18 protein-coding genes, 22 tRNA genes and 1 pseudogene are annotated in these 23,747 nt (G+C 65.0%); 6 read left to right on the top strand and 35 right to left on the bottom strand.

Annotated elements, in window-relative coordinates; all coding sequences use genetic code 11:
• Positions 1-1,836: a glutamine--fructose-6-phosphate transaminase (isomerizing) gene (gene glmS, locus AC1DYI_RS02405; protein ID WP_477202486.1), complete on the top strand. Its 1,836-nt coding sequence runs from the start codon at positions 1-3 to the stop codon at positions 1,834-1,836.
• Between the two features lie 607 nt (positions 1,837-2,443).
• Entirely contained in the window at positions 2,444-4,414 is a 1,971-nt protein-coding gene (locus AC1DYI_RS02410) for a PhoX family protein (RefSeq protein WP_477202487.1), read from the top strand.
• 101 nt (positions 4,415-4,515) lie between these two features.
• Here AC1DYI_RS02410 and AC1DYI_RS02415 read toward each other — a convergent pair whose 3' ends face one another.
• Positions 4,516-5,499, bottom strand: coding sequence for a zinc-binding dehydrogenase (locus AC1DYI_RS02415; protein WP_477202488.1), 984 nt, complete (start codon positions 5,497-5,499; stop codon positions 4,516-4,518).
• A gap of 96 nt (positions 5,500-5,595) precedes the next feature.
• On the opposite strand from AC1DYI_RS02415, the gene AC1DYI_RS02420 reads away from it, so the two are divergent.
• Positions 5,596-6,492, top strand: coding sequence for a LysR family transcriptional regulator (locus AC1DYI_RS02420; protein ID WP_477202489.1), 897 nt, complete (start codon positions 5,596-5,598; stop codon positions 6,490-6,492).
• Between the two features lie 25 nt (positions 6,493-6,517).
• On the opposite strand, the gene AC1DYI_RS02425 is transcribed toward AC1DYI_RS02420, so the two are convergent.
• Positions 6,518-6,910, bottom strand: coding sequence for a GFA family protein (locus AC1DYI_RS02425; RefSeq protein ID WP_477202490.1), 393 nt, complete (start codon positions 6,908-6,910; stop codon positions 6,518-6,520).
• A 176-nt stretch (positions 6,911-7,086) separates the two neighbouring features.
• Between AC1DYI_RS02425 and AC1DYI_RS02430 the strand changes: the two genes are divergently transcribed.
• Positions 7,087-7,416: a hypothetical protein gene (locus tag AC1DYI_RS02430; protein WP_477202491.1), complete on the top strand. Its 330-nt coding sequence runs from the start codon at positions 7,087-7,089 to the stop codon at positions 7,414-7,416.
• Between the two features lie 159 nt (positions 7,417-7,575).
• On the opposite strand, the gene AC1DYI_RS02435 is transcribed toward AC1DYI_RS02430, so the two are convergent.
• From AC1DYI_RS02435 to AC1DYI_RS02445, 3 genes are all read right to left on the bottom strand, one after another.
• Complete coding sequence (locus AC1DYI_RS02435; protein ID WP_477202492.1) at positions 7,576-8,205, bottom strand: FMN-binding negative transcriptional regulator; 630 nt, start codon at positions 8,203-8,205, stop codon at positions 7,576-7,578.
• 195 nt (positions 8,206-8,400) lie between these two features.
• The gene (locus tag AC1DYI_RS02440; RefSeq protein ID WP_477202493.1) at positions 8,401-10,050 is read right to left on the bottom strand and encodes a hypothetical protein; all 1,650 of its coding nucleotides are present in this window, start codon (positions 10,048-10,050) and stop codon (positions 8,401-8,403) included.
• Positions 10,051-10,060: 10 nt separating this feature from the next.
• Positions 10,061-10,522 (bottom strand): Lrp/AsnC family transcriptional regulator, encoded by a 462-nt coding sequence (locus AC1DYI_RS02445; RefSeq protein WP_477202503.1) that lies wholly within the window; start codon positions 10,520-10,522, stop codon positions 10,061-10,063.
• Positions 10,523-10,656: 134 nt separating this feature from the next.
• On the opposite strand from AC1DYI_RS02445, the gene AC1DYI_RS02450 reads away from it, so the two are divergent.
• Both AC1DYI_RS02450 and AC1DYI_RS02455 read left to right on the top strand, forming a co-directional pair.
• Entirely contained in the window at positions 10,657-12,969 is a 2,313-nt protein-coding gene (locus AC1DYI_RS02450) for an aminotransferase class V-fold PLP-dependent enzyme (RefSeq protein ID WP_477202494.1), read from the top strand.
• 47 nt (positions 12,970-13,016) lie between these two features.
• On the top strand, positions 13,017-13,814 hold the full coding sequence (locus AC1DYI_RS02455; RefSeq protein WP_477202495.1) for a sulfite exporter TauE/SafE family protein: 798 nt from the start codon (positions 13,017-13,019) through the stop codon (positions 13,812-13,814).
• Between the two features lie 36 nt (positions 13,815-13,850).
• Here the strand turns inward: AC1DYI_RS02455 and AC1DYI_RS02460 are convergent, their stop codons facing one another.
• The 30 genes and pseudogenes from AC1DYI_RS02460 to AC1DYI_RS02605 form a co-directional block, all read right to left on the bottom strand.
• The gene (locus tag AC1DYI_RS02460) at positions 13,851-15,137 is read right to left on the bottom strand and encodes a right-handed parallel beta-helix repeat-containing protein (RefSeq protein WP_477202496.1); all 1,287 of its coding nucleotides are present in this window, start codon (positions 15,135-15,137) and stop codon (positions 13,851-13,853) included.
• Positions 15,138-15,349: 212 nt separating this feature from the next.
• Positions 15,350-16,156, bottom strand: a complete 807-nt coding sequence (locus AC1DYI_RS02465) for a nucleotidyltransferase domain-containing protein (RefSeq protein WP_477202497.1) — start codon at positions 16,154-16,156, stop codon at positions 15,350-15,352.
• Positions 16,157-16,249: 93 nt separating this feature from the next.
• Positions 16,250-17,386: a slipin family protein gene (locus tag AC1DYI_RS02470; RefSeq protein WP_477202504.1), complete on the bottom strand. Its 1,137-nt coding sequence runs from the start codon at positions 17,384-17,386 to the stop codon at positions 16,250-16,252.
• A gap of 282 nt (positions 17,387-17,668) precedes the next feature.
• Positions 17,669-17,734 (bottom strand) — tRNA-Asp (locus tag AC1DYI_RS02475).
• A 194-nt stretch (positions 17,735-17,928) separates the two neighbouring features.
• On the bottom strand, positions 17,929-18,504 hold the full coding sequence (locus AC1DYI_RS02480) for an HNH endonuclease (RefSeq protein ID WP_477202498.1): 576 nt from the start codon (positions 18,502-18,504) through the stop codon (positions 17,929-17,931).
• Between the two features lie 58 nt (positions 18,505-18,562).
• Positions 18,563-19,765 carry an RtcB family protein gene (locus AC1DYI_RS02485; RefSeq protein ID WP_477202499.1) on the bottom strand — a complete coding sequence of 401 codons (1,203 nt, stop codon included), beginning with the start codon at positions 19,763-19,765 and terminating at the stop codon, positions 18,563-18,565.
• Between the two features lie 51 nt (positions 19,766-19,816).
• Positions 19,817-19,891, bottom strand: a tRNA-Val gene (locus tag AC1DYI_RS02490).
• A gap of 6 nt (positions 19,892-19,897) precedes the next feature.
• Positions 19,898-19,973 (bottom strand) — tRNA-Gln (locus tag AC1DYI_RS02495).
• A gap of 12 nt (positions 19,974-19,985) precedes the next feature.
• Positions 19,986-20,122: transfer RNA gene (locus AC1DYI_RS02500), tRNA-Lys, on the bottom strand.
• 5 nt (positions 20,123-20,127) lie between these two features.
• A tRNA-Glu gene (locus tag AC1DYI_RS02505) sits at positions 20,128-20,202 on the bottom strand.
• A gap of 36 nt (positions 20,203-20,238) precedes the next feature.
• Positions 20,239-20,313: transfer RNA gene (locus AC1DYI_RS02510), tRNA-Met, on the bottom strand.
• Positions 20,314-20,631: 318 nt separating this feature from the next.
• A tRNA-Arg gene (locus tag AC1DYI_RS02515) sits at positions 20,632-20,709 on the bottom strand.
• A gap of 15 nt (positions 20,710-20,724) precedes the next feature.
• Positions 20,725-20,799 (bottom strand) — tRNA-Phe (locus tag AC1DYI_RS02520).
• A 20-nt stretch (positions 20,800-20,819) separates the two neighbouring features.
• Positions 20,820-20,909, bottom strand: a tRNA-Ser gene (locus AC1DYI_RS02525).
• A gap of 16 nt (positions 20,910-20,925) precedes the next feature.
• Positions 20,926-21,010 (bottom strand) — tRNA-Leu (locus tag AC1DYI_RS02530).
• 24 nt (positions 21,011-21,034) lie between these two features.
• Positions 21,035-21,105, bottom strand: a tRNA-His gene (locus AC1DYI_RS02535).
• A gap of 27 nt (positions 21,106-21,132) precedes the next feature.
• Positions 21,133-21,208 (bottom strand) — tRNA-Pro (locus AC1DYI_RS02540).
• Positions 21,209-21,217: 9 nt separating this feature from the next.
• Positions 21,218-21,292, bottom strand: a tRNA-Ile gene (locus AC1DYI_RS02545).
• 12 nt (positions 21,293-21,304) lie between these two features.
• A tRNA-Asn gene (locus AC1DYI_RS02550) sits at positions 21,305-21,381 on the bottom strand.
• A gap of 8 nt (positions 21,382-21,389) precedes the next feature.
• Positions 21,390-21,475 (bottom strand) — tRNA-Cys (locus tag AC1DYI_RS02555).
• A 9-nt stretch (positions 21,476-21,484) separates the two neighbouring features.
• Positions 21,485-21,560: transfer RNA gene (locus AC1DYI_RS02560), tRNA-Trp, on the bottom strand.
• 14 nt (positions 21,561-21,574) lie between these two features.
• Positions 21,575-21,649: transfer RNA gene (locus AC1DYI_RS02565), tRNA-Gly, on the bottom strand.
• Positions 21,650-21,655: 6 nt separating this feature from the next.
• Positions 21,656-21,797 (bottom strand) — tRNA-Tyr (locus AC1DYI_RS02570).
• Positions 21,798-21,814: 17 nt separating this feature from the next.
• Entirely contained in the window at positions 21,815-22,048 is a 234-nt protein-coding gene (locus tag AC1DYI_RS02575) for a hypothetical protein (protein ID WP_477202500.1), read from the bottom strand.
• 34 nt (positions 22,049-22,082) lie between these two features.
• Positions 22,083-22,160, bottom strand: a tRNA-Arg gene (locus tag AC1DYI_RS02580).
• 7 nt (positions 22,161-22,167) lie between these two features.
• Positions 22,168-22,310: transfer RNA gene (locus tag AC1DYI_RS02585), tRNA-Asp, on the bottom strand.
• Positions 22,311-22,314: 4 nt separating this feature from the next.
• Positions 22,315-22,390, bottom strand: a tRNA-Ala gene (locus AC1DYI_RS02590).
• A gap of 259 nt (positions 22,391-22,649) precedes the next feature.
• Positions 22,650-22,725: transfer RNA gene (locus tag AC1DYI_RS02595), tRNA-Gly, on the bottom strand.
• A 222-nt stretch (positions 22,726-22,947) separates the two neighbouring features.
• Positions 22,948-23,133, bottom strand: coding sequence for a hypothetical protein (locus AC1DYI_RS02600; protein WP_477202501.1), 186 nt, complete (start codon positions 23,131-23,133; stop codon positions 22,948-22,950).
• A gap of 139 nt (positions 23,134-23,272) precedes the next feature.
• A pseudogene (locus AC1DYI_RS02605) lies at positions 23,273-23,747 on the bottom strand (sigma 54-dependent transcriptional regulator); the annotation flags it as partial.

The raw sequence follows: 23,747 nt of genomic DNA on the forward strand, positions 1-23,747 counted from the left end.
ATGTGCGGCATCGTCGGCGCGGTCAGCGCTCAGAACATCGTCCCCATCCTCGTCCAAGGCCTGCAGCGGCTCGAATACCGCGGCTACGACTCTTGCGGCGTGGCGGTCCATCAAGACGGCACACTGCGCCGCAGCCGCTCGACCGAGCGCGTGGCCGACCTGCTGGCCCAAGTGCAGCACGACGGTGTCGCCAGCGGCACCGGCATCGCCCACACCCGCTGGGCCACGCACGGCGCGCCGGCGGTGCACAACGCGCACCCACACTTCTCGCGCGACCGCATCGCACTGGTCCACAACGGCATCATCGAGAACCACGACGAGCTGCGCGACGAGCTGAAGGCCAAGGGCTACGTCTTCGAGAGCCAGACCGACACCGAGGTCATCGCGCACCTGGTGCACCACCACTACGACGGTGACCTGTTCGACGCGGTGCAGCGCACCGTACAGCTGCTGAAGGGCGCTTTTGCGATCGCCGTCTTCTGCCGCGACGAGCCACACCGCGTGGTCGGTGCGCGCGAAGGCTCACCACTGGTGTTGGGTGTCGACGAGGTCAGCGGTGCGCGCTACCTCGCGTCCGACGCGATGGCGCTGGCCGGTGTGACCGACCGCATCGCCTACCTCGAAGAAGGCGATGTGGTCGACCTGCAGCTGGGCAAGCACTGGGTCACTGCGCGTGACGCTAGCGGCCAGTTCCGCCCGGTGACGCGCGAAGTGAAGACGGTGCACGTGGCCAGTGGCGCCGCCGAGCTCGGCCCCTACCGCCACTACATGCAGAAAGAAATCTTCGAGCAGCCGCGCGCGATCGCCGACACGCTCGAAGGCGTGCACGGCATCACGCCTGAGCTGTTCGGCGACGGCGCCTACCGCGTGTTCAAGGAGGTCGACCGCGTGCTGATCCTCGCCTGTGGCACCAGCTACTACTCCGGCTCGACCGCCAAGTACTGGCTGGAGAGCATCGCCAAGATCAAGACCGACGTCGAGATCGCCAGCGAGTATCGCTACCGCGACAGCGTCCCTGACCCGCGCACGCTGGTCGTCACCATCAGCCAAAGCGGCGAGACGGCCGACACGCTGGCCGCGCTGAAGCACGCACGCTCACTGGGCATGCATCACACGCTGACGATCTGCAACGTCGCGACCAGCGCGATGGTGCGTGAATGCTCGCTGGCCTACGTGACGCGCGCGGGCGTCGAAGTCGGCGTGGCCAGCACCAAGGCCTTCACCACACAGCTGGCCGCGCTGTTCTTGCTGACTCTTTCACTCGCGCAAGTGCGCGGCCACCTGACCGATGAAGAAGAAGCCGCGCACCTGAAGGCGATGCGCCACTTGCCTGTCGCGTTGCAAGCCGTGCTCGCGCTGGAGCCCCAGGTTGTCAGCTGGGCCGAGGCCTTTGCTCGCAAGGAAAACGCGCTCTTCCTCGGTCGCGGCCTGCACTACCCGATCGCACTCGAAGGCGCGCTGAAGCTCAAGGAGATCAGCTACATCCACGCCGAGGCCTACCCCGCCGGCGAACTGAAGCACGGCCCGCTTGCCTTGGTGACCGCTGAGATGCCGGTCGTCACCGTGGCCCCGCACGACGCGCTGCTCGAAAAGCTCAAGAGCAACATGCAGGAAGTGCGGGCGCGCAAGGGCGAGTTGTTCGTCTTTGCAGATGCCGACAGCCGCATCACTGCCGACGAAGGCGTGCATGTCATCCGCATGCCCGAGCACTACGGCGCGCTGTCACCGATCCTGCATGTGGTGCCGCTGCAGTTGCTGGCGTATCACACGGCCTGCGCAAGAGGGACGGATGTTGACAAGCCGCGCAACTTGGCCAAGAGCGTGACCGTCGAATGACGGTCGCGCTCTCGGCGGCACGGCATGCCGTGCCCGCGCCTTCGGCGCGCAAGTTGCGCGGCTTGCGGCTGACGCTCACATCGCCTCGGGCGATGTGAAGGCGCGGCAGCGCCGGGCTGCTGCCACAACCCAGAAACCGCCTGACTTGCGGTGCAGGCTCATGTCGGCTTCGCCGACGTGAAGCCGCGAAGGGGCGGGCAGAAACCACAAGCCGCGCAACTTGCGGCTGACGCTCACATCGCCTTGGCGAAGTGAAGGCGCGGGAGCGCCGGGCGGCTGCCACAACCCAGAAACCTCGCCAAGAGCGCCACCGTCGAAAGGCGTGACGCGCTTTCGTCTTGATGCAGAGTTGAAAAGCCAACTCCTCCGAGTCCACCCCTGCCGGCAATCGTCCGGCCTGGCGTCGCCTTACCCGCAAGTTCCGCGGCATTGGCACCAGCTGTTACCAAGAACTGTTGGCGAATAGCGCGATTTGACAGATTTCATCTGTTTGACATTTTCGCTTTCTACATTGCGGGCCTGTTGTCGTGGCGTCGGTCRCTGGCTACCCCTTGGGGAGTGGTCAGCCGCCGGCGCTTTACTTTCCTCCCGCCATCGCCAGAGCCTCATGTCTTCTTCCAAGTTCCAGACTTCCCGCCGCAGCCTCGTCAAGATGTTCGCGGGCATGCCGCTGTTGCCCCTCAGCGGCGCTTTGACCTCCGCCGGCCTGCTGACGGCTTGCGACTTCGGTGGCGATGACGACAAGTCCGATGCCCAATTGACCGGCGTCAGCTTCAGCGCGATGGCTGCGCCGGCGCTGACGAACGCCGGCGCGATGGCGACCACCACGATGGGTTCAAGTCTGGTCGCGACCTTCGACGACAACAGCACGCAGACCTTCACGCTCGGCTATCAGCCGTTCTTCGTCACTGGCACGGCCGTCTCCAACGGTGCCGGCGGCACGGTGATCGCCGGCGGCTACTACGACATCGACAACCAGCCGATCGTCGACAGCTCGGTGCCCGGCTCGGAGCGCCAGTTCTTCTCGGACGCGCCGGACGGTACGTCGCTGCTCACTGTCGACGGCGCGAACGTCGCCGGCGTCAAGGGCAACACCGTCTTTGCCGTGGTGCAGTTCGAGTACACCAGCCGCAACCAGGCGCTCGCCTCGATGTACGGCATGCTGCCGTCGCCGATCGCCGTGCTGACGCTGGACCAGGACAAGGACACCGGCAAGCTCAGCCTGGTGAAGTACCACAACGTCGACACCTCGGGCGTGAACGGCCTGTGGATCACCTGCGGCGCGAGCCTGTCGCCCTGGGGCACGCACCTTTCGTCGGAAGAATACGAACCGGATGCCTTCGACCAGGGCGCCAACGGCCAGTCACTGGCGGTGCTGGCCGGCTACAGCCAGAGCCTGTTCGGTGACGCCGCGACGGCCAACCCCTATGACTACGGCCACCTGCCCGAAGTCACCGTCAACACCGACGGCACCGGCACGATCAAGAAGCACTACTGCCTGGGCCGCATTTCGCACGAGCTGATCCAGGTGATGCCGGACAACCGCACTGCGCTGATGGGCGACGACGCCACCAACGGCGCGCTGTTCATGTTCGTCGCCGACCAGGAGCGGGACCTGTCTGCCGGCACGCTGTACGTCGCCAAATACACCACCGAGTTGAATGCCACGTCGAGTGCCAGCATCAGCTGGATCAAGCTGGGCCAGGCCACCAGCGCGCAGGTCAAGGCCTTGGTGGATGGTGGCATCGTCGCGACCGACATCATGGACTCGGTCAACGTCGACCCGCTGGACCCGAGCTACACCCAGATCGTCCTGAACAAGAAGACGCTGTGGGTGCGCGTCAAGGCCGGCCAGGAGAAGGCTGCGGCCTACCTGGAAACGCACCGCTACGCCGCGCTCAAGGGCGCCAGCACGGCTTTCACCAAGATGGAAGGCACGACGGTCAACATCAAGGACAAGAAGGCCTACTCGGCCATCTCGGCGATCAAGGATTCGATGGTGAGCGGGGGCTCGGGCTTCGTTGCCGCCAACAACGTGGTGTTCCCCGCGGCTGTCTACTCAGGCGGCGTGCTGGAGCACACGCTGACTGCAGCAGTGAAGGACAGCGACGGCAATGCCATCGACAGCGAATGGGTGCCGGCCAGCTCGCAATTCATCCTGCTGGGCGAGGACCTCGTGACCGCTGACTCGCTGGGCAACTTGGCCAACCCGGACAAGCTCGGCAACCCGGACAACCTGAAGTTCTCCGAAGAGATGCGCACCCTGTTCATCGGAGAGGACAGCGGCATGCACGTCAACAACTTCCTGTGGGCCTACAACGTCGACACCAAGCAACTGAGCCGCATCCTCAGCTGCCCGTCCGGTGCCGAGTCCACCGGGCTCCAGGCGGTCGATTCCATCAACGGCTGGACCTACATCATGAGCAACTTCCAACACCCTGGTGATTGGGAGTCGCCGCTGCACGATGTGGTCAAGCCGACGCTGGACCCGTTGATCCGCGCCAACTACAAGGACCGCTTTGGCGCCRCCGTGGGCTACGTCACCTCCACGGACACGCAGATCAAGCTGGAAGCCTGAGCCCGAACGCCTCACTTCCCTGGGGCGCGCCTGCGGCCCGGCGCCGTGAGGCACGAGGCTTCTGGACACGTAAGTAAGCGTCGACTAGGGCGGGAGCTCACCTAGTCGACCACGACGACCATCTTCCCGTGCCCCTCCTGGGCGTCGAGGGCGCGGTGGGCGTCCCGAATTTCTTCGAAGCGGAAGACGCGGCTCGGCGATGCGCGCAGCGTCCCGGCTTCGGCCAGCTCGATCAGCTGTTGGAACGGCACGTCCGACAGCGGGTACTCGGGCGTCCCATAGACGAAGGCGCTGGCGAAGAAACTCAGCTGGCGCCCGCTGGGCAGTTGCGCCATCGGGTCGAAGCGCTCGATCGGCGCGCCGCCGCCCAGGAAGCCGGCGATGCAGACGCGTCCCCCGCGGCGCACTGCGCGCAGCGAGTCGAGCACCGTCGACGTGCCGACCAGGTCCAGCACTGCGTCGACGCCCGACGGCGCGACCTCGAGCAGATGCGCATGCAGCGAAGGCCCCTCTTCGAGGACGAGGCGCGCGCCCAGCGCCCGCGGCGTGTCGGCGCGCGCGAGGTCGCGCACCGTGGCCATCACCTCTGCCCCGTGGTGACGCGCCAGGTCGAGCGCTGCCTGGCCGAGCGCCGAGTTCGCACCGCGCACCGCCAGGCGCTGGCCGGGCTCGAGCCGCAGGTTGTCGTGCAGGCAACTCCACGCTGTCGCGTAGGACTCGGGCAAGGCGGCCAGCCGTTCCCAGCCCAAGGAGGTGCTCACGGCTACAACGTTAGCCGCCGGCACACAAACCGCCTCGGCATAGCTCCCGGGCAGGCTGCGGCCGAGGCCGCCCATCAGCGCAATCACGCGCTGACCCGGCTCGAGGCGGCGCGCCGGATCTTCGATCACCTCGCCCACGCACTCGATGCCCGAGATCGCCGCCACCTCGCCCCAGGCCCCGGTGCGAAAGTACTGCTCGGCGCGGTTCAGCCCGAACGCCCGCACGCGCACCAGCACCTGGCCCGGCGCCGGGCGTGGCGTCGGGACCTCGCGGATCTCCAGCTGTTCCGGTCCGCCGTATTGCCGTCTCACGATGGCTCGCATGTCCGTCCTTCATTCAAAGTTGTGGGAAGGGCTGGACGTTAGGAGGCCACCGCTGATAATCAAATCGAAAGATTTCGCCAGACTTTGTTCAAGATGATGACAAACCTCGCTGGCCTCTCATTGCAGTCACTGGCGTGCCTCGACGCCGTCGTGAGCGAGGGCGGTTTCCAGGCCGCGGCCACGAAGTTGCACCGCACGCACTCCGCCGTCTTCGCGGCGATCCACCAACTCGAGTCGCGAACAGGCGTCGCGCTGCTTGACCGATCGGGCTACCGCGTCGTCCTCACCGAGCCGGGCAAGGCCTTCCATGCGCGGGCGAAGGCGGTGCTTGCCGAGGCGGGCGCGCTGCACGCGCTGGCGGGTCAGTTGAGCGCGGGCGAGGAGACCGATCTGCGTGTCGTCATCGGCGATCTCACGCCCACCGCCCCGGTGTTGCGGCAGCTGAAGCGCTTCTTCGACCAATGCACGACGACACGGCTGCACCTGCACTTCGAATCGCTCGGCGGCCCTTGCGAACGCCTGTTCGCCGGCGAGGCCGATCTCGTGCTGCACCATGTCGACTCGGCGGACCCGCGCCTGGAGTGGGTGAAGCTGCTGTCCGTCACCCTCGTGCCGGTCGTCGCGCCGGGCTTCCTGCCCGTCCCGATCACGCGCAGCTTGACGCCTGCGGTGATGCAGGACCAGGTGCAGTGCATCCTGCGCGACTCGGCGCGCGAGCCCAGCCGCGACTACCACGTCATCGAGGGTGCGCGCAGCTGGACAGTCGCCGACCAGCAGACCAAGAAAGAGCTGATCTTGCGCGGCATGGGTTGGGGCCACATGCCGCTGCACCTCGTCGACAAGGAGTTGCGCAGTGGCCGCCTGCTGTCCATCGAGGGGCGGCACTTCAAGCGATCGCGGCTCGACATCGTCGCCGCACGTCTGCGTGGCCGCCACGTGGGGCCCGTCGCCGCGCGGTTATGGGACTCGCTCGTGGCTGCTGTCGGCGAGTGAGCGAAGCGGGCGCCGTTCGTGCAACCTACTCCTCATTGCGACCCGTGCCTTCACGATCGCGCTCATACCGTTTGGCGAGCGGAAATGGCGGCAACCAGGCCTCGCGGCGAATCGTCCACAGTTCGTAGGTAGGCTTCAGTTGGTCAGGCGCATCCAACGATCCCAGGTTCACTTCGATCTCGTCTGCGCTGCGTGAGAAGACCGACGAGCCGCAGCGGGGGCAGAAAAACCGTCCGGCGTAATCGCGTGTTTCGCCATCGATCGTCACCGCCTCCTGCGGAAAGATTGCGGAGGCGTGAAAGAGCGCGCCGTGATGCTTGCGGCAGTCGAGACAGTGGCAAAGGCCGACCCGGTAGGGGCGCCCCGTCGCCATGAGTCGGACACTGCCGCACAGGCAGCCGCCGGTGAATCGGTCCATGCGGTGTCTCCTCAATTCACATGCAAGAGGTTCGCTCGCTCGTGGTGGAGCGGTGATCTATTTCACCGGTTGCCTATGTCGGTAGACGCATCGTCGCCGTTCTACGAGGCCTGCGGGCAGAATCGTAGGCTTTCCCAAAAATAGGCAGCGCGCTGCGCTGTTTGCAAGTGCATTTCGTGCAGTATCGACTGTTGGCAAAGCCCATCAATGAACACCACCCTGTCATCCAAGACGTCGTTGCCAACTGCTTTGTTGCAACCTCGCTTGAATCTCAGGCCATCACGGTGGCTTCTCGCCAATTCGAAGAAAACCATTGGGAAGTGATCACTATCACTCGACAGCCATCGTTCGTCGAGCGGGAGGAGTTTCTGGACGACGCGGAATGGCTTGATTGGTTCGATCAGGCGGTCGAATACGGGGAGTGCTTCGCGTTTGACCGCTGGCCCTCCCAAGACTTGAATACTCGCGCCATTCCTGCATCGGCTATGGAGGCAAAGGCCGTCTAAGAAGGGTGCGGCGGACCTTGTCCGAATCGCACGTAAGGGGCTCACCAAGCAGATTGGCGAGACACCAAGTGGCGTGATGAGTAGAGGTGGATCGAAGCCGGCGCCTGGCCCAAGGTCACGGCTTGACGGCCGGCCATGGACTAGCACACCCCAGGCCGATCACTTCCCCGTCTGCGCCAATGCATGGTGCCGCATCATCGCCGTGGCCAGCTCCAGGTTTCCGTACCTCGTCAGCCCTGCGATGCCGTCCTCGAGCACGCTGGCCGGGTCCCCTTGCCCGAGCTTGAACTGCACCTGCGTGTCCAGGATGGTGGCGCGGAAGGGGACGATGGCGGTGGCGATTTGCTCGAAGCGCGGTCCCATTTCTTCGACGCTCCATGGGTTCGGGTAGGGCGCGTCGACGTGGTGGATCAGCGTCTCCAGCGCTTTGCGTGCGGCGCCGGGGCGTTCGTCCAGCTCGATGTCGACCTTGAAGTGGACGGCCTGGTAGTTCCAGGTGGGGGCGTACTTTCGCTCGCGCAACCATGACGACGAGATGTAGCCTTGCGCGCCAGAGAAGGCGACCAGGGCTCGGCGCTCGCGCTTGACCAGCTCGACCTGCGGGTTGAAGCGCGAGAAGTGGCCGATCAGCGTGCCCCGTCCTTCTGAATCGCGTTGCAGAACGAGAGGCAGGGGCGACGCTTGCGTGTCGCCGTCGACGGTGCTGATGACGAGCGCCAGGGGGTAAGCCGCGACCATGCGGTCGATTTCGCTGTCGGATGTCGGACGGAAGATTTCCGGGGTGTTCATGAACTGAGCTGCTCGCAGAGATGATTCGGGCGCAGCGCCACGCCGAATGTCGGTGCAGGCTCGCCGCGGATGAAGAGGCCCGGATGATAGGAACCAGCTTCACCGCTGGCTCGATCGACTACGTAAGTTCGTCGTTCAGGATCTGCTCTTCGCTCAAGGGCGGCTGCGCCGCACGAGGCAGTTCTACCTCGACACTCAGTAGCACACGTACTCGCCCTCGATCTGGCACTCGCCGCCGTCGGCATCGTGCTCTTGGCACTGAGCCTTCGCCGGGTTCGACAGAAACCCCAGCAGTTGCGTGTTGCTCGACGCGATCTCATACGCGCCGACTGCGCAGTGCCCATCGCTGACCACGTCGGAGGCGCGGTCCACCGCGAGCGAGTTCCACGGCGCGTCGGCCAGCGCGTCTCGGTCGATGGAGCCGAACTCCAGGTTGCAGCGGGCTTTCAGCGCCTGCAGACGCTTGTGGCTGCCGCATGACAGCTTCTTCTCGCAGCCTTCGTTGCTGCCCTTGACCGAGCATTTGAAGTGGCGCTGCTTGAGGTGCTTGCCCTCGCAGCGGCCCGCGCGCTTTTCCAAGCTGCCGCCGTCACACACCAGGCGGTGTTTGGCGCAGCTCACTTCCTTCGGGTTCGACAAGTCGAGATCGAGCGATTCGCCGTCGCGCAGGAGCATCGGCTGCTTGTCGCGCCAGAAGCAAGAGGTGGAAGGGACCGGCCCTTGACCGGCCCGGTTGCCGACGAAGGTGCTCCCGAATGCATCGGCGCTGGGGATGGCGCTGGCGACCGTGGTCACGTTGTCGATCACGTAGTTCGGCCCATCGCCCATCGAGACCGCTGTCGCCTTGGCGTTGAAATAGTTGCCTTTGATCGCCGTCCGGTGTGCCTCATCGCGGTCGTTCACGCTGCTGCCATAAGGGAAGCCGGCGTCGTCGTCGCAGTAGGGGCGGTTGCCGTTGCGTGAAGCGACCCAGATATGCGGCTGCTTGTCGTCGGGGCCAGTCGGGTCAAGGAATTGGTTGTCGAGCAGGTCGTTCTTCGACGGCTCGTTGTGCCGCGCGGTGCCGCCTTCGCCGCAGTTGCGGTAGATGAAGATGCCGCCGTGCGGGCTGGTGCTGAAGACGTTGCCCTGGATCAGGTTCTCCGACGAACCATCCACCGCAATGACCTCGCGCGCTGGCACGGTCTTGAACCGGTTGTTCAGGATCTTGTGCAGGCCGCCTTCGGCGTCGAGGTAGATCACTGCCGAGGGCGAGGTACCGAGAAAGGTCGAGTCGCGGATCGTCACGCCCGTCACCCCCATCGACAGGTAGACGGCAATCTTGTCTGGCGGGTCGATCGTCAATGCGTCGAAGGTGATGTTCGTCGGCGCCCGCTTTCTGAGCACGGTTGTGTGGTGCGGGTCGGTGCGCGAAGACTCTTTCACTGCCGGTGAGTCTTGGCCGCCCATGCCGGTCACATTGATGTTGCCCTTGACGACGCAGTTCTTGATCGTGATGTCGCGCGTTCGCTCCCAGGCCGTCGTGCCGTCAGGCTTCTGGTATTGGTACGACTGCACGTAGATGCGTGGCAGGTCGGCGTTGACGCTGGTGTACGACAGCGTTGCGCCTTTGCAGTCCACCTTCACGCCGTTCGACACGGCGCCGTGGTTGAAGTAGAGCGACCGGGTGATCACGTCGTTGGGCTTGAGCGTGAGGTGGCAGTCGATCAGCGCCGCACCGTCGCCAGGCTGCGGCGGCGAGCGCAGCACCGCCAGCTTGTCGGCGTTGCACACCGGGGTGGCCTGCACGGGCGGGGCCAGCCCTGCGGCCGCGCAGAGCACCAGGGAGGCAAGCCATCTTTGCATGGGGCAGCGCCTATGCGGCGTAGCCCAACGGCAGCGCGGTCGTGTACTTCAACTCTTCCATCGCAAAGCTCGAGCTGACGTCGGCCAACTCGATGCTGGCGGTGAGCCGCTTGTAGACGGCGTCGTAGGCGGCGATGTCGGGCACGACGACGCGCAGCATGTAGTCGACCTCGCCGCTCATGCGGTAGAACTCGACCACCTCCGGGATCGCCTCGACAGTCGCGCGGAAGTTGTCGAACCACTTCTGGTTGTGGTGGCTGGTGCGGATGCCGACGAACACGGTGACCGCCACGTTGACCGCCTTGCGGTCGACCAGCGAGACCTGCTTGGTGATCACCCCGGTCTCCTTCAGGCGCTGCACCCGGCGCCAGCATGGCGTGGTCGACAGGCCCACCCGATCGGCGAGCTCGCTGATCTGCAGTTCGGCGTTGTCCTGCAGCAGCGCCAGCAGCTTCATGTCGATGGCGTCCAGTTTCATATGGTCACAAGGGCAAAAGGGGCAAAGCAAGCCGTTTGCGCCGAGGCCGGCAAAACAGGCGACTAGAGGAATTTCGTTCTACGTTGAATGCTAATCTGAGTAGCAAAGTTCGAACGATGGTGGATACCATGAACCTCATTCCTGAGCTGTCAGGAAAGCAGGAACACCCTTCCATGGAAATCTATCTCGACGCAAACGCCACCACGCCCGTACTGGCCCAAGCCCGCGCCGCGGCGCTGGCCACGATGGCCGAGGACTACGGCAACCCCAGCAGCATCCACAGCACCGGCCTGAAAGCCCGCGCGCTGATGGACGCGGTGCGCGGCCGAGCCCGCCGCGTGCTGGGCGCGCCCACGGGGCAGCTGCTGTTCGTCAGCGGCGCGACCGAAGGCATCCAGACCGCCGTGTTGTCGGCGCTCAGTGCCTTGCGTGAGCGCTGCGGTGAGCCCGGCGCGCCGGAGCTGCTGTTGTACGGCGCCACCGAGCACAAGGCAGTGCCCGAGGCGCTGAAACACTGGAATGCGCTGCTCGGCCTGGGCCTGGAGGTGGTGGCGATCCCGGTTGGCCCCGATGGTCGGCACGACCTGGGCTGGCTGCGCGACCATGCGCCGCGCGCCGGCCTGGTCTGCACGATGGCGGCCAACAACGAGACCGGCGTCATCAGCGACCTGGACGGCATCGCCGCCGCGCTGGAAGGTGGCCGCGCACTGTGGATGGTCGACAGCGTGCAGGCGCTGGGCAAGTTGCCGCTGCATCTGGTGCAACGCCGGATCGATTACGCGCCGTTCTCGGGCCACAAGCTTTATGCGCCCAAGGGCATCGGCATGCTCTATGTGCGCGAGGGCGCCCCGTTCACGCCGCTGCTGGCCGGCGGTGGGCAAGAAGGCGCGCAGCGCTCGGGCACCGAGAACATGTCCGGCATTGCCGCGCTCGGTGCGGTGCTGGCGTCTTTGCAAGTGGGCAATGGCTTCAAGAACCACGCCACGCTGACGGACTTCCGCACTCGGCTGGTCAACGCCTTGCAGGACGCTTTCCCGGGCTTGGTCTTCAACGCGCCGCTCGACCTGTGTCTGCCGACGACGCTGAACTTTTCGGTGCCGGGCCTGAGCTCGAAGTTGCTGCTCGACCTCTTCGATGCCGCCGACGTGCGTGTCAGCGGCGGCTCGGCCTGCAGTGCCGCGCAAGCCAAGCCGAGCTACGTGCTCGAAGCGATGGGCCTGCCGGCTTGGCAGACGGCCTCCGCCGTGCGCCTGTCGTTCGGCCCTGCGACGGATGCCGACTTCATCGACGAGGCCTGCGCCCGCATCCGCGCTTGTGGCGAAAGCCTGCGCGAYTGCTGTCTGGGTTCGACACCGGGCCGTGCGCTGCCGGCCGAGGGCGTGACGCGCTTCGTCGTCGATGCCGCGTGTTGTTACCTGGTGGCCGACGCGCAGAGCCGGCGCTGTGTCGTGATCGATCCGCTGCCCGAGCTGACCGAGCGTCTGGTGCAGCACATCCGCTGCCAGGGCCACACCTTGGCTGCGGTGCTGGACACCCACAGCCATGGCGACCACACCTCGTCGGCGCCCGAGTTGCGTACCGCGGCGCGTGACCTGCTCGAAGGCGGCGGTGCGACCTCGCTCGACCCGCTGGGCTGGCCGCGCGGCACCGAGCACATTTCACTCGGCGCGCTGAGCCTGACCCGGTTGGCCTTGCCAGGCCACACCGAAGACTCGACCGCCTATTTGCTGCGCGACGCGCAAGGCATGCGCATGGCCTTCGTCGGCGACACGGTGATGCCAGGCGCTTTGGGCCGCAGCGACTTTGCGCAAAGTGCGCCGCTGGCCTTCGGCCCCTCGCTGCGCCGGCTCGAAGAGGCCGTCGGGCCGCACGGCTTGTTGGCCCCCAGGCACGACTACGAGAAGCGCGTGGCCACCACCTTGAGCACCGAGTGCGCCATGCAGCCGCTACTGTCGCGCGTGCTGCGCGGTGCAATGGAAGCGGCGGCCTTCGCCACCGCGAAGAGCGCGCTCGAACAAGATCTGGGCCTGACCGAGTACCAGACGCTGGCTTGCGGCGCGCGCGTTGCGACCGCTGTCGAAGCCACGCCGCATGAGCTGGAGCCGGCCGCGCTGCATGACCTGCTGCAAGGCCCTGGCGGTCTGGTGCTCGTGGACGTGCGTGAGCCGTACGAGCAGCGCCTGAGCACCACGCCCGACCTGGGGCCGAACGTGCGCTACCAGGCGGTGCCGATGTCGCGCCTGCTCAATGCGCTGCCCAGCTGGCTGGCGCTGCCGGCCGAGACGCCGGTGCTGTTCTTCTGCCGCAGCGGCAACCGCAGCGCGCAGACGGCGCAGGCGCTGCGGCGCCTGGGCCACGCGCAGGCCTGGAGCCTGGCCGGTGGCCTGGCGTTGTGGCCGAAGACCATGCCGGGCATGCTCGATATTGACCTGGCGATATAACGGATGAGTTGTTTGGACGTGGTTGGGCGGCGATGCTGATCGCCGCGATGTCTTTGGGTGCTCTCGTCGGTCTCACGCTCGCGTTGACCGGTGCCGGTGGCGGCATCCTCGCGGTGCCGCTGCTGGTGTTTTCACTGCACCTGGGCCTGGCCGAATCGGCGCCGGTCGGGCTGCTCGCGGTCGGCCTGGCTTCGGCCGTCGGCGCGGCGCTCGGCTTGAGGGAAGGGCGGGTCCGCTACCGCGCGGCGATGGTCATCGGCGGGGCTGGCATGCTGCTGGCTCCGTTCGGTGTCTGGCTGGCGCAGCGGGTGCCCAACGGGCCGTTGACGCTGGTATTCGCAGTGGTGCTGGGCTGGTCGGCCTGGGGCATGTACCTGCGCAGCCGCGCGGTCAAATCGGCCCAGGTGACGCGGCTGGCGCAGCCGCCGTGTGTGCGCAACCCCTGCACCGGGCGCTTCATCTGGACGCGGCCTTGCAGCATGGTGATGGCGTCCACCGGCGTGGTGTCCGGCATGCTGAGCGGGCTGCTCGGCGTCGGCGGTGGCTTTGTCATCGTGCCGGCGCTGACACGCTACTCCGACCTCGCGGCCGATAGCGTCGTCAGCACCTCGCTGGCGGTGATCGCATTGGTGTCGATTTCGGGTGTCGCGTCGGCCACGCTGCACGGCAGCATGCCCTGGCCCATCGCCTGGCCGTTCGCCGTGGGGGCGATGGTGGCGCTGCTGGCAGGTCGCCGCCTGGCCGGCCGCTTCAGTGGGCCCACATTGCAGCGCTGCTTTGCGGTGTTGAGCGCCGTGGTGGCGTTGATGCTGCTGGTTCGTGGCGTGGTGGCGATGAGCGCATAAGCCCGGCGCCTGCCTGGGCTCAACGCGCGCAAGGCGCTAGCGAGTCTTGCAAGCGGTCGGCGGCTGGCTCGGCAGCCCACGCAGCGGGTGCGGGTAGGTGTAGGGCACATAGTCGTCCGGCGGCGCGAAGAACACATGCTTGCCGGCCACCACGCAGGCGGCGCGGATGTCGACCTTGTGCGGGAAGCCGGACACCAGGTCGCCGCTGTTGGCCCAGTAGTAGCCGCGGGTCGTCTGGTAGGGGTAGACCTGGCCGGCCACGCACTTGTCGTTCTCGTAGGTCTGGATCGGCACGTACCAGTGGTAGCTGCTGTCGCCCGCGTCGTGGTGGTTGCAGAAGAACACGCCGTCGCCGCCGCGGATACCACCGGTCTGGTAGTTGTCGCCATCAGGCGGCACACCCGTCTTGCCGGCGCCGAGAACGAACTTGTTGTCGTAGACCTCCCAGCCGCGCGACCCGGTGTCCCCTTCCGTTTGCGGGCCGTGTGCATCCACCGGCGACTGCCATCGGTAGGGTGCTTTCACATCCGACGGGTTGCCGGTACGCAGCACGGTGTTGTGACGGAACACGTAGCGTGAACCGTAGTTCGACGCCACCTCATGGCGGCCATCTTCGAAGTGGTTGTCTTCGATGAACACGGCTTGCGCGCTGCCGAGTGACCACGCCGGCCAGTCGTGGTCACCCAGTACGCCGACGCTGTAGCCGAGGCAGTTGACGTTCGGGTTCTGGCACTTCCAGTTGTTGAAGAAGCGGTTGCTGTCGATCACGCCACGCGCCTTCGTTCCGCTGACGAGGACGCCGTAGTACGAGAACTGCGAGAAGCGCGCGTCGTGAATGCGGAAGCCTTGGCAGCCGTGACGCAGCGCCAGGCCGCTGTCGTAGTCCGTCGCCTTCTCATCGTCGTTGGCGAAGAACATGTCGTTGCCACGCAGCGTCAGGCCCGAGATGTCGACTGTCTTGCCGTTGGCGCAGTCGAACTCGAACAGGAACGCATCCGCACCCAGGCTGTCCGGCACTTTGGCGTCGCGCCAGATCACGGTCTTGTCTCGCCCGGCGCCGCGCAGCGTGATGCCGGCCGCGCGCTTGACGCTGGGTTGGCTGCCCCATTGGCAGACGCCAGCGCCGATGACCACGGTGGCACCGTCGGGTGCTGTCGTCAGAGCCTGCTGCACTTCGTCGCGGCTGCAGCCGCTCAGCTGCAAGACGGGGGCCGGTGCGGCACCCGCATTCGCCGGTGCACTCAACGCGAACGTTAGGCACATCACGGTGCCGAGCAGCCAAGTCGTACGGCGGCGCGCAAGGTTCAAGTGGAGGTCAGGCATCGGCATCCCTTGCTGTGGCGGGCGGGCGAAAGCGGCTATTCTTCCGGCGAACCAATGACGTGCCAATGGGCCGGATGGCGCATCGGTAACCCCCGGTAGCGGATCCGTCAGTGCCAAAGACTGTATGAAATTACAGTATCATTTGCCGGCAGTTGCCATCAGGCATTCGGGGGAGCCAGGCTAGCCCTGGCTCCCCTTCTTTTGCGGCTTTCTCAACAGCCCGACAGCACTGTGTCGGCCAGCAGGTCGTCCAGCGCCTGCATGTCGGGCTGGCCGATCGCCGGCCGGGCTTCGGCCAGCTCGGCCATCAGCTGCTCGAGGTAGGCGTTGAGCACCGGCCGCGCCGGCAGCCATTCCTGCTCGCCGCTGCGGCGCTTCAGTGCCAGCAGCTCGTCGATGTCGCGCTGCACAGCCGCGTCGGTCACCAGCGCCTGTACCAATTGCTCGAAGGCCATCGGCGGTGCGTCGTCACGGTTGAGCACCCACTTCGCGCCCAGCAGTGGCCGCAACACGTAGAGGTACTTCTTCGCCCGCACCTGGTCGCCCTGCAGGTACTCGCGGAAGTTGCCGCGGCCCATCGCTGCGTAGTGGTGGAACGAGCGGACCGGTTGGTACACCGCGGCCGCCGCTTCACGCAAGCGCTGCACGAAGACGTCGTCCTGCCGGTAGACCACCGGCGAGCTGAGCCACTCGATCAGCGTCGCGTTGCCCTTGGCCAGCAGCTGCAGCGCCTTGCGCAGATCCCAGCCGTTGACGTCGAACACCGGGCCGGGCACTTCTTCGATCACGTCACGCACCGGCGTGATGCGCAGGTACTCGCGCACCGGCCGCACGAAGATGAAGCGCACGTCGTAGTCCGAGTCGGGCGACGCAAAGCCCCAGCCGCGGCTGCCCGACTCGCAGGCATACAGCACGCGTACATCATGCTCGGTTTCGACCGTGGCGAGCTTGCGCAGGATCTCGGTGCGGATCGTCGGATCGATCGGGTGCGACGCGTTATCGGGCATCAAGGTGTTCATGGATTCCTCCTTCGAATGATTGTCTGAGTCGCCAAAAAAAAGGGCGCCCGAAGGCGCCCTGTAAATGCTTGAAGGGTTGCGGCTGCGCTGTTGTCAGCGCAGCTTGACCAAGCCGTTGAGCACCTGGTCCAGGCCACCGAAGACCGAGATCTTGTCGATCCGTTCGGCCACGCGTTCCAGCGTCTCCAGCTCCTTCATGCGCAGCGCGACGGGGTTGCCCTCCATCACCTTCGCGGTGTTGAGCAGTGAGCGCGTCGCCGCGGTTTCCTCGCGGCGGCGGATCACGTTGGCCTCGGCCGACTTCTCGGCCTCGACCACCTGGGCCAGGATGGTCTTCATCTCGCCTGGCAGCACGATGTCCTTCACGCCGACGCCGTCCAGCACCATGCCGAAGGCAGCGAGCTTGTCGGCCACGTGGGCGGTGACAACCTCGTCGATCACGGTCTTGTTCTCCAGCAGCTCGTCGAGCGAGCGGGTGCCCACCGCAGCGCGCAGGCCGAACTGCAGCTCGCGGTACAGGTGGTCCGCGGGCTTTTGCAGCTGGGTGTAGGCCCGCAGCACATCGGTGAAGCGCCAGGTGGCCGACAGGTTCAGCCGCAGCGCGACCTTGTCGCGGGTCAGGATCTCCTGGCCCGTGACTTCGAGCGCCTGCAGCCGCAGGTCGATGAGCTCGACCGACACGTTGCGGTTGAACTTCCAGAATGCGTAAGAGCCCGGTACCAGCAGCCGCTCGATGTGACCGTCGATCCACAGGATGCCGGCACCGTGTTCGGGCACCTGCACCTGCAGTACACCTGCCAGGCCCGCGACCGCGCGCGAGCGCAGCTGCGTCTGCACCAGACGCGCAGCGAGTGCTGCCGGCACCTCGGCCGACGCGCCGATGTCGATCACCCCGACCTTCACGTCGACCAGGCCGTTCTTCCAGTACAGGCGCCGCGTGGCCGGCGGCAGCACCTCGACCAGCACACCGTTGTCGGTGCGCAGGCCGACCTGGTGCTCGCCCAGTTCGACGCGAATGAATTCGGCCTCGACCACCTCGGGCTCCTTGGCCATCAGGTAGTCGGCCAGGCCGTGGCTGAAGGCCGGTTGTTCGAGCGCGAAGGTCTCGATGCGCAGCTGGTCCTTCCAGCTGGAGAAGCGGTGCTCACCGGGATGCAGCACGCGCTCGAAATCGCCATTGCGCAGCAGCAGGCCGCGCTCGTTCTTCTTCACAGTGACACGCGTGTACATCATCGGTGCCCCTCCTCTTTTCATTCAATGTGGAATAGGTGCCGTTACAGCACGGCCGTGGACGCCGGATGCCAAGGCCCGGACACCACGGCGTACCACCTTCGTCTGCCTCCTCTGTCAGCCGAAGGTGGTGGACCGTGGGCGCGAAGCCCCGCTTGCCCGACGCTCGGGCGGCCGCGCTGATGAACCCCGCACCTTTCGCCTTTCGGCGATCGACGCGGGGCCCACGTTCGGCGTGGTCTTGCGACCGTTTTGGACACTGGTTTTTCAGGCCAGCTTTTGTGGAACAGGAGTCGAACCTGCGACCTACGCATTGACAATGCGCTGCTCTACCCGACTGAGCTATCCAGTGGTCGGTGATCCGGGAGTTGAACCCGGGTGGATGAGTCAACCTCATCACCGGTATCGGCCGATTCCAGCAACGCGGCATGTGCGGCAGCGACGGGCCCTTCAATATCGGGCCCGGCCACCACACACCGGCGGGGTGGTACCCCCAACCTGTGAGCGTTTGCCTTTCACGGCAGACTCGTTGGCGCCCGAGCTCAGCTCAGGCGCGATCCTTTCGGCAGGCGCGAGGCCAGCCAGTCATGCACGTCGGCACGGATATGCCTGCCTTCGAGCAAAAAATCCTCGAAGCGGCTCGGCACGTACGGCAGGTACATCAGCGGCATGCCGGCTTCGTCCGGCGTGCGGTTGGCCTTGCGACCATTGCACGCGCCGCACGCAGTGACCAGGTTCATCCAGGTCCAGCCGCCCCCACGTGATTCGGGCACGATGTGTTCGCATTGCAGATCCCGTTCGTGAAAGTGTTGACCGCAGTACGCGCAGGTGAACCGGTCGCGGCGAAACAGCTTCAGCTTCGCGAACGACGGCGTCACGTCGAACAGGTTGATGCGCGGCGCACCACGCAGCGCGATGATCGGGTGCACTTCGATCAGCGATTGGCGGCCGGTGGCCGCGTTCATGCCGCCGCGCAGCGTGGTCAGCGGCCTGTCGCCATCGGTCCACGCCACCGTGTCGGTCGCGTAATGCAGAGCGGCGTGCTCGAGCGTGATCCAACGCTGCGGCGTGCCTTGAATGTCCAGTTGCAGCACGTGCTGCAGAGTGGGCAGGTGCATCGGTGTTCTCCTCTCCTTCAATCCTTGTAGAGGCTGAAGGAGCGCACCAGCGACCCCGTCAGCCTTTCACACACATGACCTGCTTGAGCGTGTGTTCCACGCTCACCAGGTCCGCTTGCGCGGCCATCACCGCGTCGATGTCCTTGTAGGCACCGGGTATCTCGTCCAGCACACCTTCGTCCTTGCGGCACTCGACGCCGGCGGTCTGCGCCGCCAGCGCGTCCAGGTCGAACAAGCGCTTGGCCGCACCACGCGAGTGGCGGCGACCGGCACCGTGCGAGCACGAGCAATACGCCAATGGGTTGCCCTTTCCGCGGACGATATAGCTCTTGGCGCCCATCGAGCCGGGGATGATCCCGAGCTGCCCTTCGCGTGCGCTCACCGCCCCCTTGCGGGTGATCCACACCTTCGCGCCGAAGTGTTCTTCAACGGTCGCGTAGTTGTGGTGGCAGTTGATCGCTTCCTTGGTCGAGCCGATCTCGCGGCCCAACGTTTCGCGCAGGGCTCGCATCACGCGGAACAACATCAGGTCGCGGTTCAGCGCCGCGTAGTCCTGCGCCCACTGCAGAGCCTCGACGTACTGGTGGAACTCGGGCGTGCCTTCGTTCAACCAGGCCAGGTCGCGGTCAGGCAGCCCGACACCCGCTTTTACGCAGGCCTCGCGCGCCATGCCCACAGCCGCTTCGCCGATCGTCTTGCCGATGTTGCGAGAGCCCGAGTGCAGCATCACCCACACCGCGCCGGCCTCGTCCAGGCACAGCTCGATGAAGTGGTTGCCGCCGCCCAGCGTGCCGATCTGCTTCCAGATGCGACGTGCGTCGAGCGAGCCGAGCACTTGCAGGATCGAAAGCTTCTCAAAACGAACGAACAGTGCGTCCATGCGCTGCTTCAGCACCTTGCCGTGCGCTGCTTCGTGCGTCGGGTTCACTTCCTTGTCGTGGGCCGCAAAGCCCACCGGCACCAGCGCCTCGATCGCCGAACGCACCGCGGCCAGGCTGGCCGGCAGGTCGTTCGCCGTCATGTCGGTTCGCACCGCGCACATGCCGCAGCCGATGTCGACGCCGACAGCCGCCGGGATGATTGCGCCGCGGGTCGGGATCACCGACCCCACGGTCGCGCCCTTGCCCAGGTGCACGTCCGGCATGATGGCCACGTGGCCTGCGACGATCGGCAAGCCAGCGATGTTTCGGATTTGAGAAAGCGCCTGGTGGTCAACCTCGACGCCCTCGGTCCATCCCTGGACGTTCTTCATCAGCTCCATGGCTGTTCTCCTTGTTGTTGTTCGAATGGTGCGTTCGGGACGCAAGGGATCTGGTAGCCCCCGGGAATTTCGAAATCCCGACCGTCGCCTTGTAAGGGCGCTGCTCTGCCTCTGAGCTAGGGGGCTGGTGGATGGCAGGGGCGGCAGGATTCGAACCTGCATTCACTGGTTCAAAGCCAGCTGTCTGAGGCCACTCGACTACACCCCGGTTGTTGTTGATTGGTGCGGGCGCAGGGGATCGCTCAACGCGAAGCGTTGGACGCGCCTCTGGCGCGGGCCGAAGGCCGAGGGCGTGAGCCCGAGCAGCCCTGGCCTGCCGGTTAAAAGCCGGCGGCTCTACCATTGAGCTACACCCGCGTGGTTGGTATCTCGTACGGGGATCGAACCCGTATTCCGACATTGAAAGCGTCGTGTCCTGACCGTTAGACGAACGAGACGTTGAGAAGGAGCGAAGTACAAGGCTTCGCATCGATTGGTAGTCCGAGGTGGGCACGATCCACCGACCTGAGCCTTATGAGGGCTCTGCTCTTCCACTGAGCTATCGGACCAGATTGACGGCGGGACTACTCGCGGAAGTAGTCATCGCGCAGTGACCCGTCAAAAGCAGCCGCTGCTCAGGCAGCAGCGCTTGAAAGCTGAGCGTGGAGCCGCAGGGACAAGGATCGTCGCGCCCGAGTTTCTCGAGCAGTTCCTTGTCACCATGCACGACACGTTGACCTCGCTTGACGCGGGTCTCGGATGGGAATCCGTTTCGACGCTTGCTGGTGACCTCAAAAGCAGAACGATTGATGGCGGTCGCGTTTCTTGGTGGTGTGCTTCTTCATGATGTTCTCCTTCGTCATGAGTGAACGTTGGCTGTAGTGAACTGGCGTCTCCTGCACGATTCGAACGTGCGGCCCTCGGCTTCGGAAGCCGATGCTCTGATCCAGCTGAGCTAAGGAGACATTTGGTTGTTTCATTGGTGCCGCAGGAGGGCCTCGAACCCCCGCTCCCAGTGCTTCAAACCGGCGCTCTACCGACTGAGCTACCGCGGCGTAAAAGGTCTTGCGATGGGTGGCGGAGAGCACAGGAATCGAACCTGTTCAGCGTTTTCACACCGGCTTCGGCTTAGCAAGCCGACCCCTTACCGATCGGGCAGCTCTCCGTGTGGTTGGTTGAATTGGTCCCCTCGGCCCGGGTCGAACGGGCATGCCTCTCGGCCACGGCTTCTGAGACCGTTGCGTCTGCCATTTCCGCCACGAGGGGGTTGATTGAATCGATGCGCTCAGGGGTGACCGGTCGGAGTCGAACCGACATCAGCGGACCCACAACCCACGGCTCTGCCATTGAGCTACGGCCACACCTGAGCGCACCTTTGGTGAAGGGATTGGTCTCGGCGGCAGGTTTCGAACCTGCGACCTCATGCTCCCGAAACATGCGCGCTGCCTGCTGCGCTACACCGAGACAATGACTTGGTCCCCGCGGGTGGGAATGATCCACCGACCCCCGCCTTATCAAGACGGTGCTCTACCACTGAGCTACGCGAGGTTGTTTGAAAGTTGGCTCCCCGACGCAGCCTCGAACTGCGGACCTCCTGGTTAACAGCCAGGCGCTACTACCAACTGAGCTATCGGGAATTGGAAATTGGACTCGGAAGCTGGAGTTGAACCAGCGAGGGCTTGCGCCAGCGGATTTGCAATCCACCGCCTTCGACCGCTTGGCTATTCCGAGATGAACGGGTGGCGAGCACGCACGGAGTCGAACCGCGAACCGTCGGATTTGGAATCCGATGCTCTGCCAATTGAGCTACGCACTCGTGAGATAAAAAGTTGGAGCGGGCGGCGCGAATCGAACGCGCGACATGCTGCTTGGAAGACAGAAGCTCTACCGCTGAGCTACGCCCGCAATTAGTGGGTGTGGATGGATTGCTCGCTGCGCTCGGCCTTCGGCCCGCGGCTGTCGCCGCGTTCAACGCTGCGCGTTGAGCGAACCACCGCGCCTATAGAGGGTCTGGTTTACAGCCAGGTGCAATCAACCGCTCTGCCACACACCCAATGTATTGACATCGACTTACACCAGTATGCGGCTCTCGATGCGAGCCCGATTCAGCAAGTCGATCTGCCTGCGGATGTGGCTCATGAAGAGCAGCGCCTTGTCTCGCGCCAGCATCGTTGCATTGCCAACGTCCGCCACCGGCACGGGGAAATCAAACCCGTCCTCGGTGCGGTACCACAGCGCACCTTCCTTGAAGCGCAAGAAGGTGACTTGCTTGTTGTCCTTGACCATGTCATTCAGCGACAGCATGTTGACCTCCTTGGTGTGCTGCAGGTTGAAGAATTGGTGCCTCCTGCACGATTCGAACGTGCGACCCCTGGTTTCGTAGACCAGTGCTCTGAATCCACTGAGCTAAGGAGACATGAAATTGGCGCCCCGTGCGGGATTCGCTCTGCTGGGCTTGCCCAGCAGGACGTCGCTTTGCGACGGGCCGAAGGCCGAGCGCGTAGCGCGAGCAACCCGCGGCTTCCGACTAGACAGGCCGGCACTCTGGCCACTGAGTTAACGGAGCGAAATGGTGGAGGTGACAGGCATCGAACCCGCAACCTGCTGCGTGCAAAACAGCTGCTCTTCCAGTTGAGCTACACCCCCATTGAGGTTTCCGGTGACGGGTTCCGGTGCCGCCCAATCGTTGCGGCCGATTTCCACCTTCGAAGCGTGAGCTCGACGAAGGTTCTTTGATCCTGAGAATCTCATCGCGGTTGTGCTCCAGCGCGAGGGCGGTCGTCCGCCAAAGCGCTGTCTCGCTGCACGATGCGGGCGTCCCCGCAGCGCACATCCCGGCCACCTCTTCGCTTCAAGAGGCGTCGCTCAGCCGTTGTGCCGAAGCACACCCGCCATGAGATTTGTTTGGAGCGGATACCGGGGTTCGAACCCGAGGCCTCGACCATGGCGTGGTCGCGCTCTGCCMRCTGAGCTAYATCCGCTTGGATGCAAGACGCACCGTGCACCAATAGGCACGTGCGTCTCGCGGCAACTTGTTAAAGAGCAGTCCGAGGCTCGTCGACTTGCGATGCGCTTCGGTGCGCCCCGGTGGGGCACAAGAGGAAGGTCCAACGACCAGCCCGGAAATGAAAAGACAAACAAAAAGGCCCGGATCCTTGTGGAATCCGGGCCTCGACATGAATTCGAGATTTGAAGGTGTGCGCCTACGCGCCTCCCTCGCCCGGTGGCAACCAATCCTCATAACCCAACGACCCATTAATGGCTCGCAGACTTGGGTTGGCTTGCTGCTGCTTCATCGCGACGACCGACTTGCCAAAACCGACACGCACGAACGCACACTGGCCCGACAGGGTCAGTGCGTGGTGGGTGATGTGGCCGAGGAATGTCACGATGAAAGCTCTGGAAATGTGGGTTTGTATTTGGTGGGTTGCGGCCGGTGTGGCTGCAACGAAGTTCGAACTGTAAAGACTCTTCACTACAGCGTCAAGCGCTCGAACAACGAAATGTTGTATCGACGCTGACGATTCATCAGTTCGTGCGCACCGCGTCCCAGCTCAACCCGTGCTTCTGCAGGTACTTGCGCAGGCGGTCCGCGTCGTTGACGACGCTGCGCTGGGTGCGCGAGCGGTGAAAGAGTTTGCGCCCGGCATCGGACAGCGTTTTCGATTCGCGGCACACGCCGACCACGGCTTCGAGCTGCAGGCGATCGAACAGGTCCAGCGCGTCGAGCGCCTCTTCGCCAATCAGCGTCTGCAGTTGAACGCCATCGGGCGCGCCGCTCGAGCCGGCGTGTTGCCAATGCCAGCGCAGCCGTTGCAGCTCGGCCTCGACCAGCGCGCTAGAGATGCGCCCGCCGTCAGCCAATGTGGCCAGCCGCGTCACACTGGCCGACAGGTCGCGAAAGTTGCCGGGCCACGTGGCCTCGCTCGACTGCGCAAAGCGCAGGTACTGCGCCTTGGCCTCGGCACTGAAGCGCACTGCGCGCCCTGACTCGGCAGCCGCG

The organism is Ideonella sp. P3_A4, from assembly GCF_056403075.1.

Coding starts and splice junctions, on each gene's coding strand:
- AC1DYI_RS02415 (WP_477202488.1), bottom strand. CDS start 5,499: ATGCGAGCCATCGTGAGACGGCAATACGGCGGACCGGAACAGCTGGAG.
- AC1DYI_RS02480 (WP_477202498.1), bottom strand. CDS start 18,504: ATGCACCTGCCCACTCTGCAGCACGTGCTGCAACTGGACATTCAAGGC.
- AC1DYI_RS02460 (WP_477202496.1), bottom strand. CDS start 15,137: ATGCCTGACCTCCACTTGAACCTTGCGCGCCGCCGTACGACTTGGCTG.
- AC1DYI_RS02470 (WP_477202504.1), bottom strand. CDS start 17,386: ATGTACACGCGTGTCACTGTGAAGAAGAACGAGCGCGGCCTGCTGCTG.
- AC1DYI_RS02575 (WP_477202500.1), bottom strand. CDS start 22,048: ATGCTGTCGCTGAATGACATGGTCAAGGACAACAAGCAAGTCACCTTC.
- glmS (WP_477202486.1), top strand. CDS start 1: ATGTGCGGCATCGTCGGCGCGGTCAGCGCTCAGAACATCGTCCCCATC.
- AC1DYI_RS02440 (WP_477202493.1), bottom strand. CDS start 10,050: ATGCAAAGATGGCTTGCCTCCCTGGTGCTCTGCGCGGCCGCAGGGCTG.
- AC1DYI_RS02485 (WP_477202499.1), bottom strand. CDS start 19,765: ATGGAGCTGATGAAGAACGTCCAGGGATGGACCGAGGGCGTCGAGGTT.
- AC1DYI_RS02455 (WP_477202495.1), top strand. CDS start 13,017: ATGTCTTTGGGTGCTCTCGTCGGTCTCACGCTCGCGTTGACCGGTGCC.
- AC1DYI_RS02425 (WP_477202490.1), bottom strand. CDS start 6,910: ATGGACCGATTCACCGGCGGCTGCCTGTGCGGCAGTGTCCGACTCATG.
- AC1DYI_RS02435 (WP_477202492.1), bottom strand. CDS start 8,205: ATGAACACCCCGGAAATCTTCCGTCCGACATCCGACAGCGAAATCGAC.
- AC1DYI_RS02420 (WP_477202489.1), top strand. CDS start 5,596: ATGACAAACCTCGCTGGCCTCTCATTGCAGTCACTGGCGTGCCTCGAC.
- AC1DYI_RS02465 (WP_477202497.1), bottom strand. CDS start 16,156: ATGAACACCTTGATGCCCGATAACGCGTCGCACCCGATCGATCCGACG.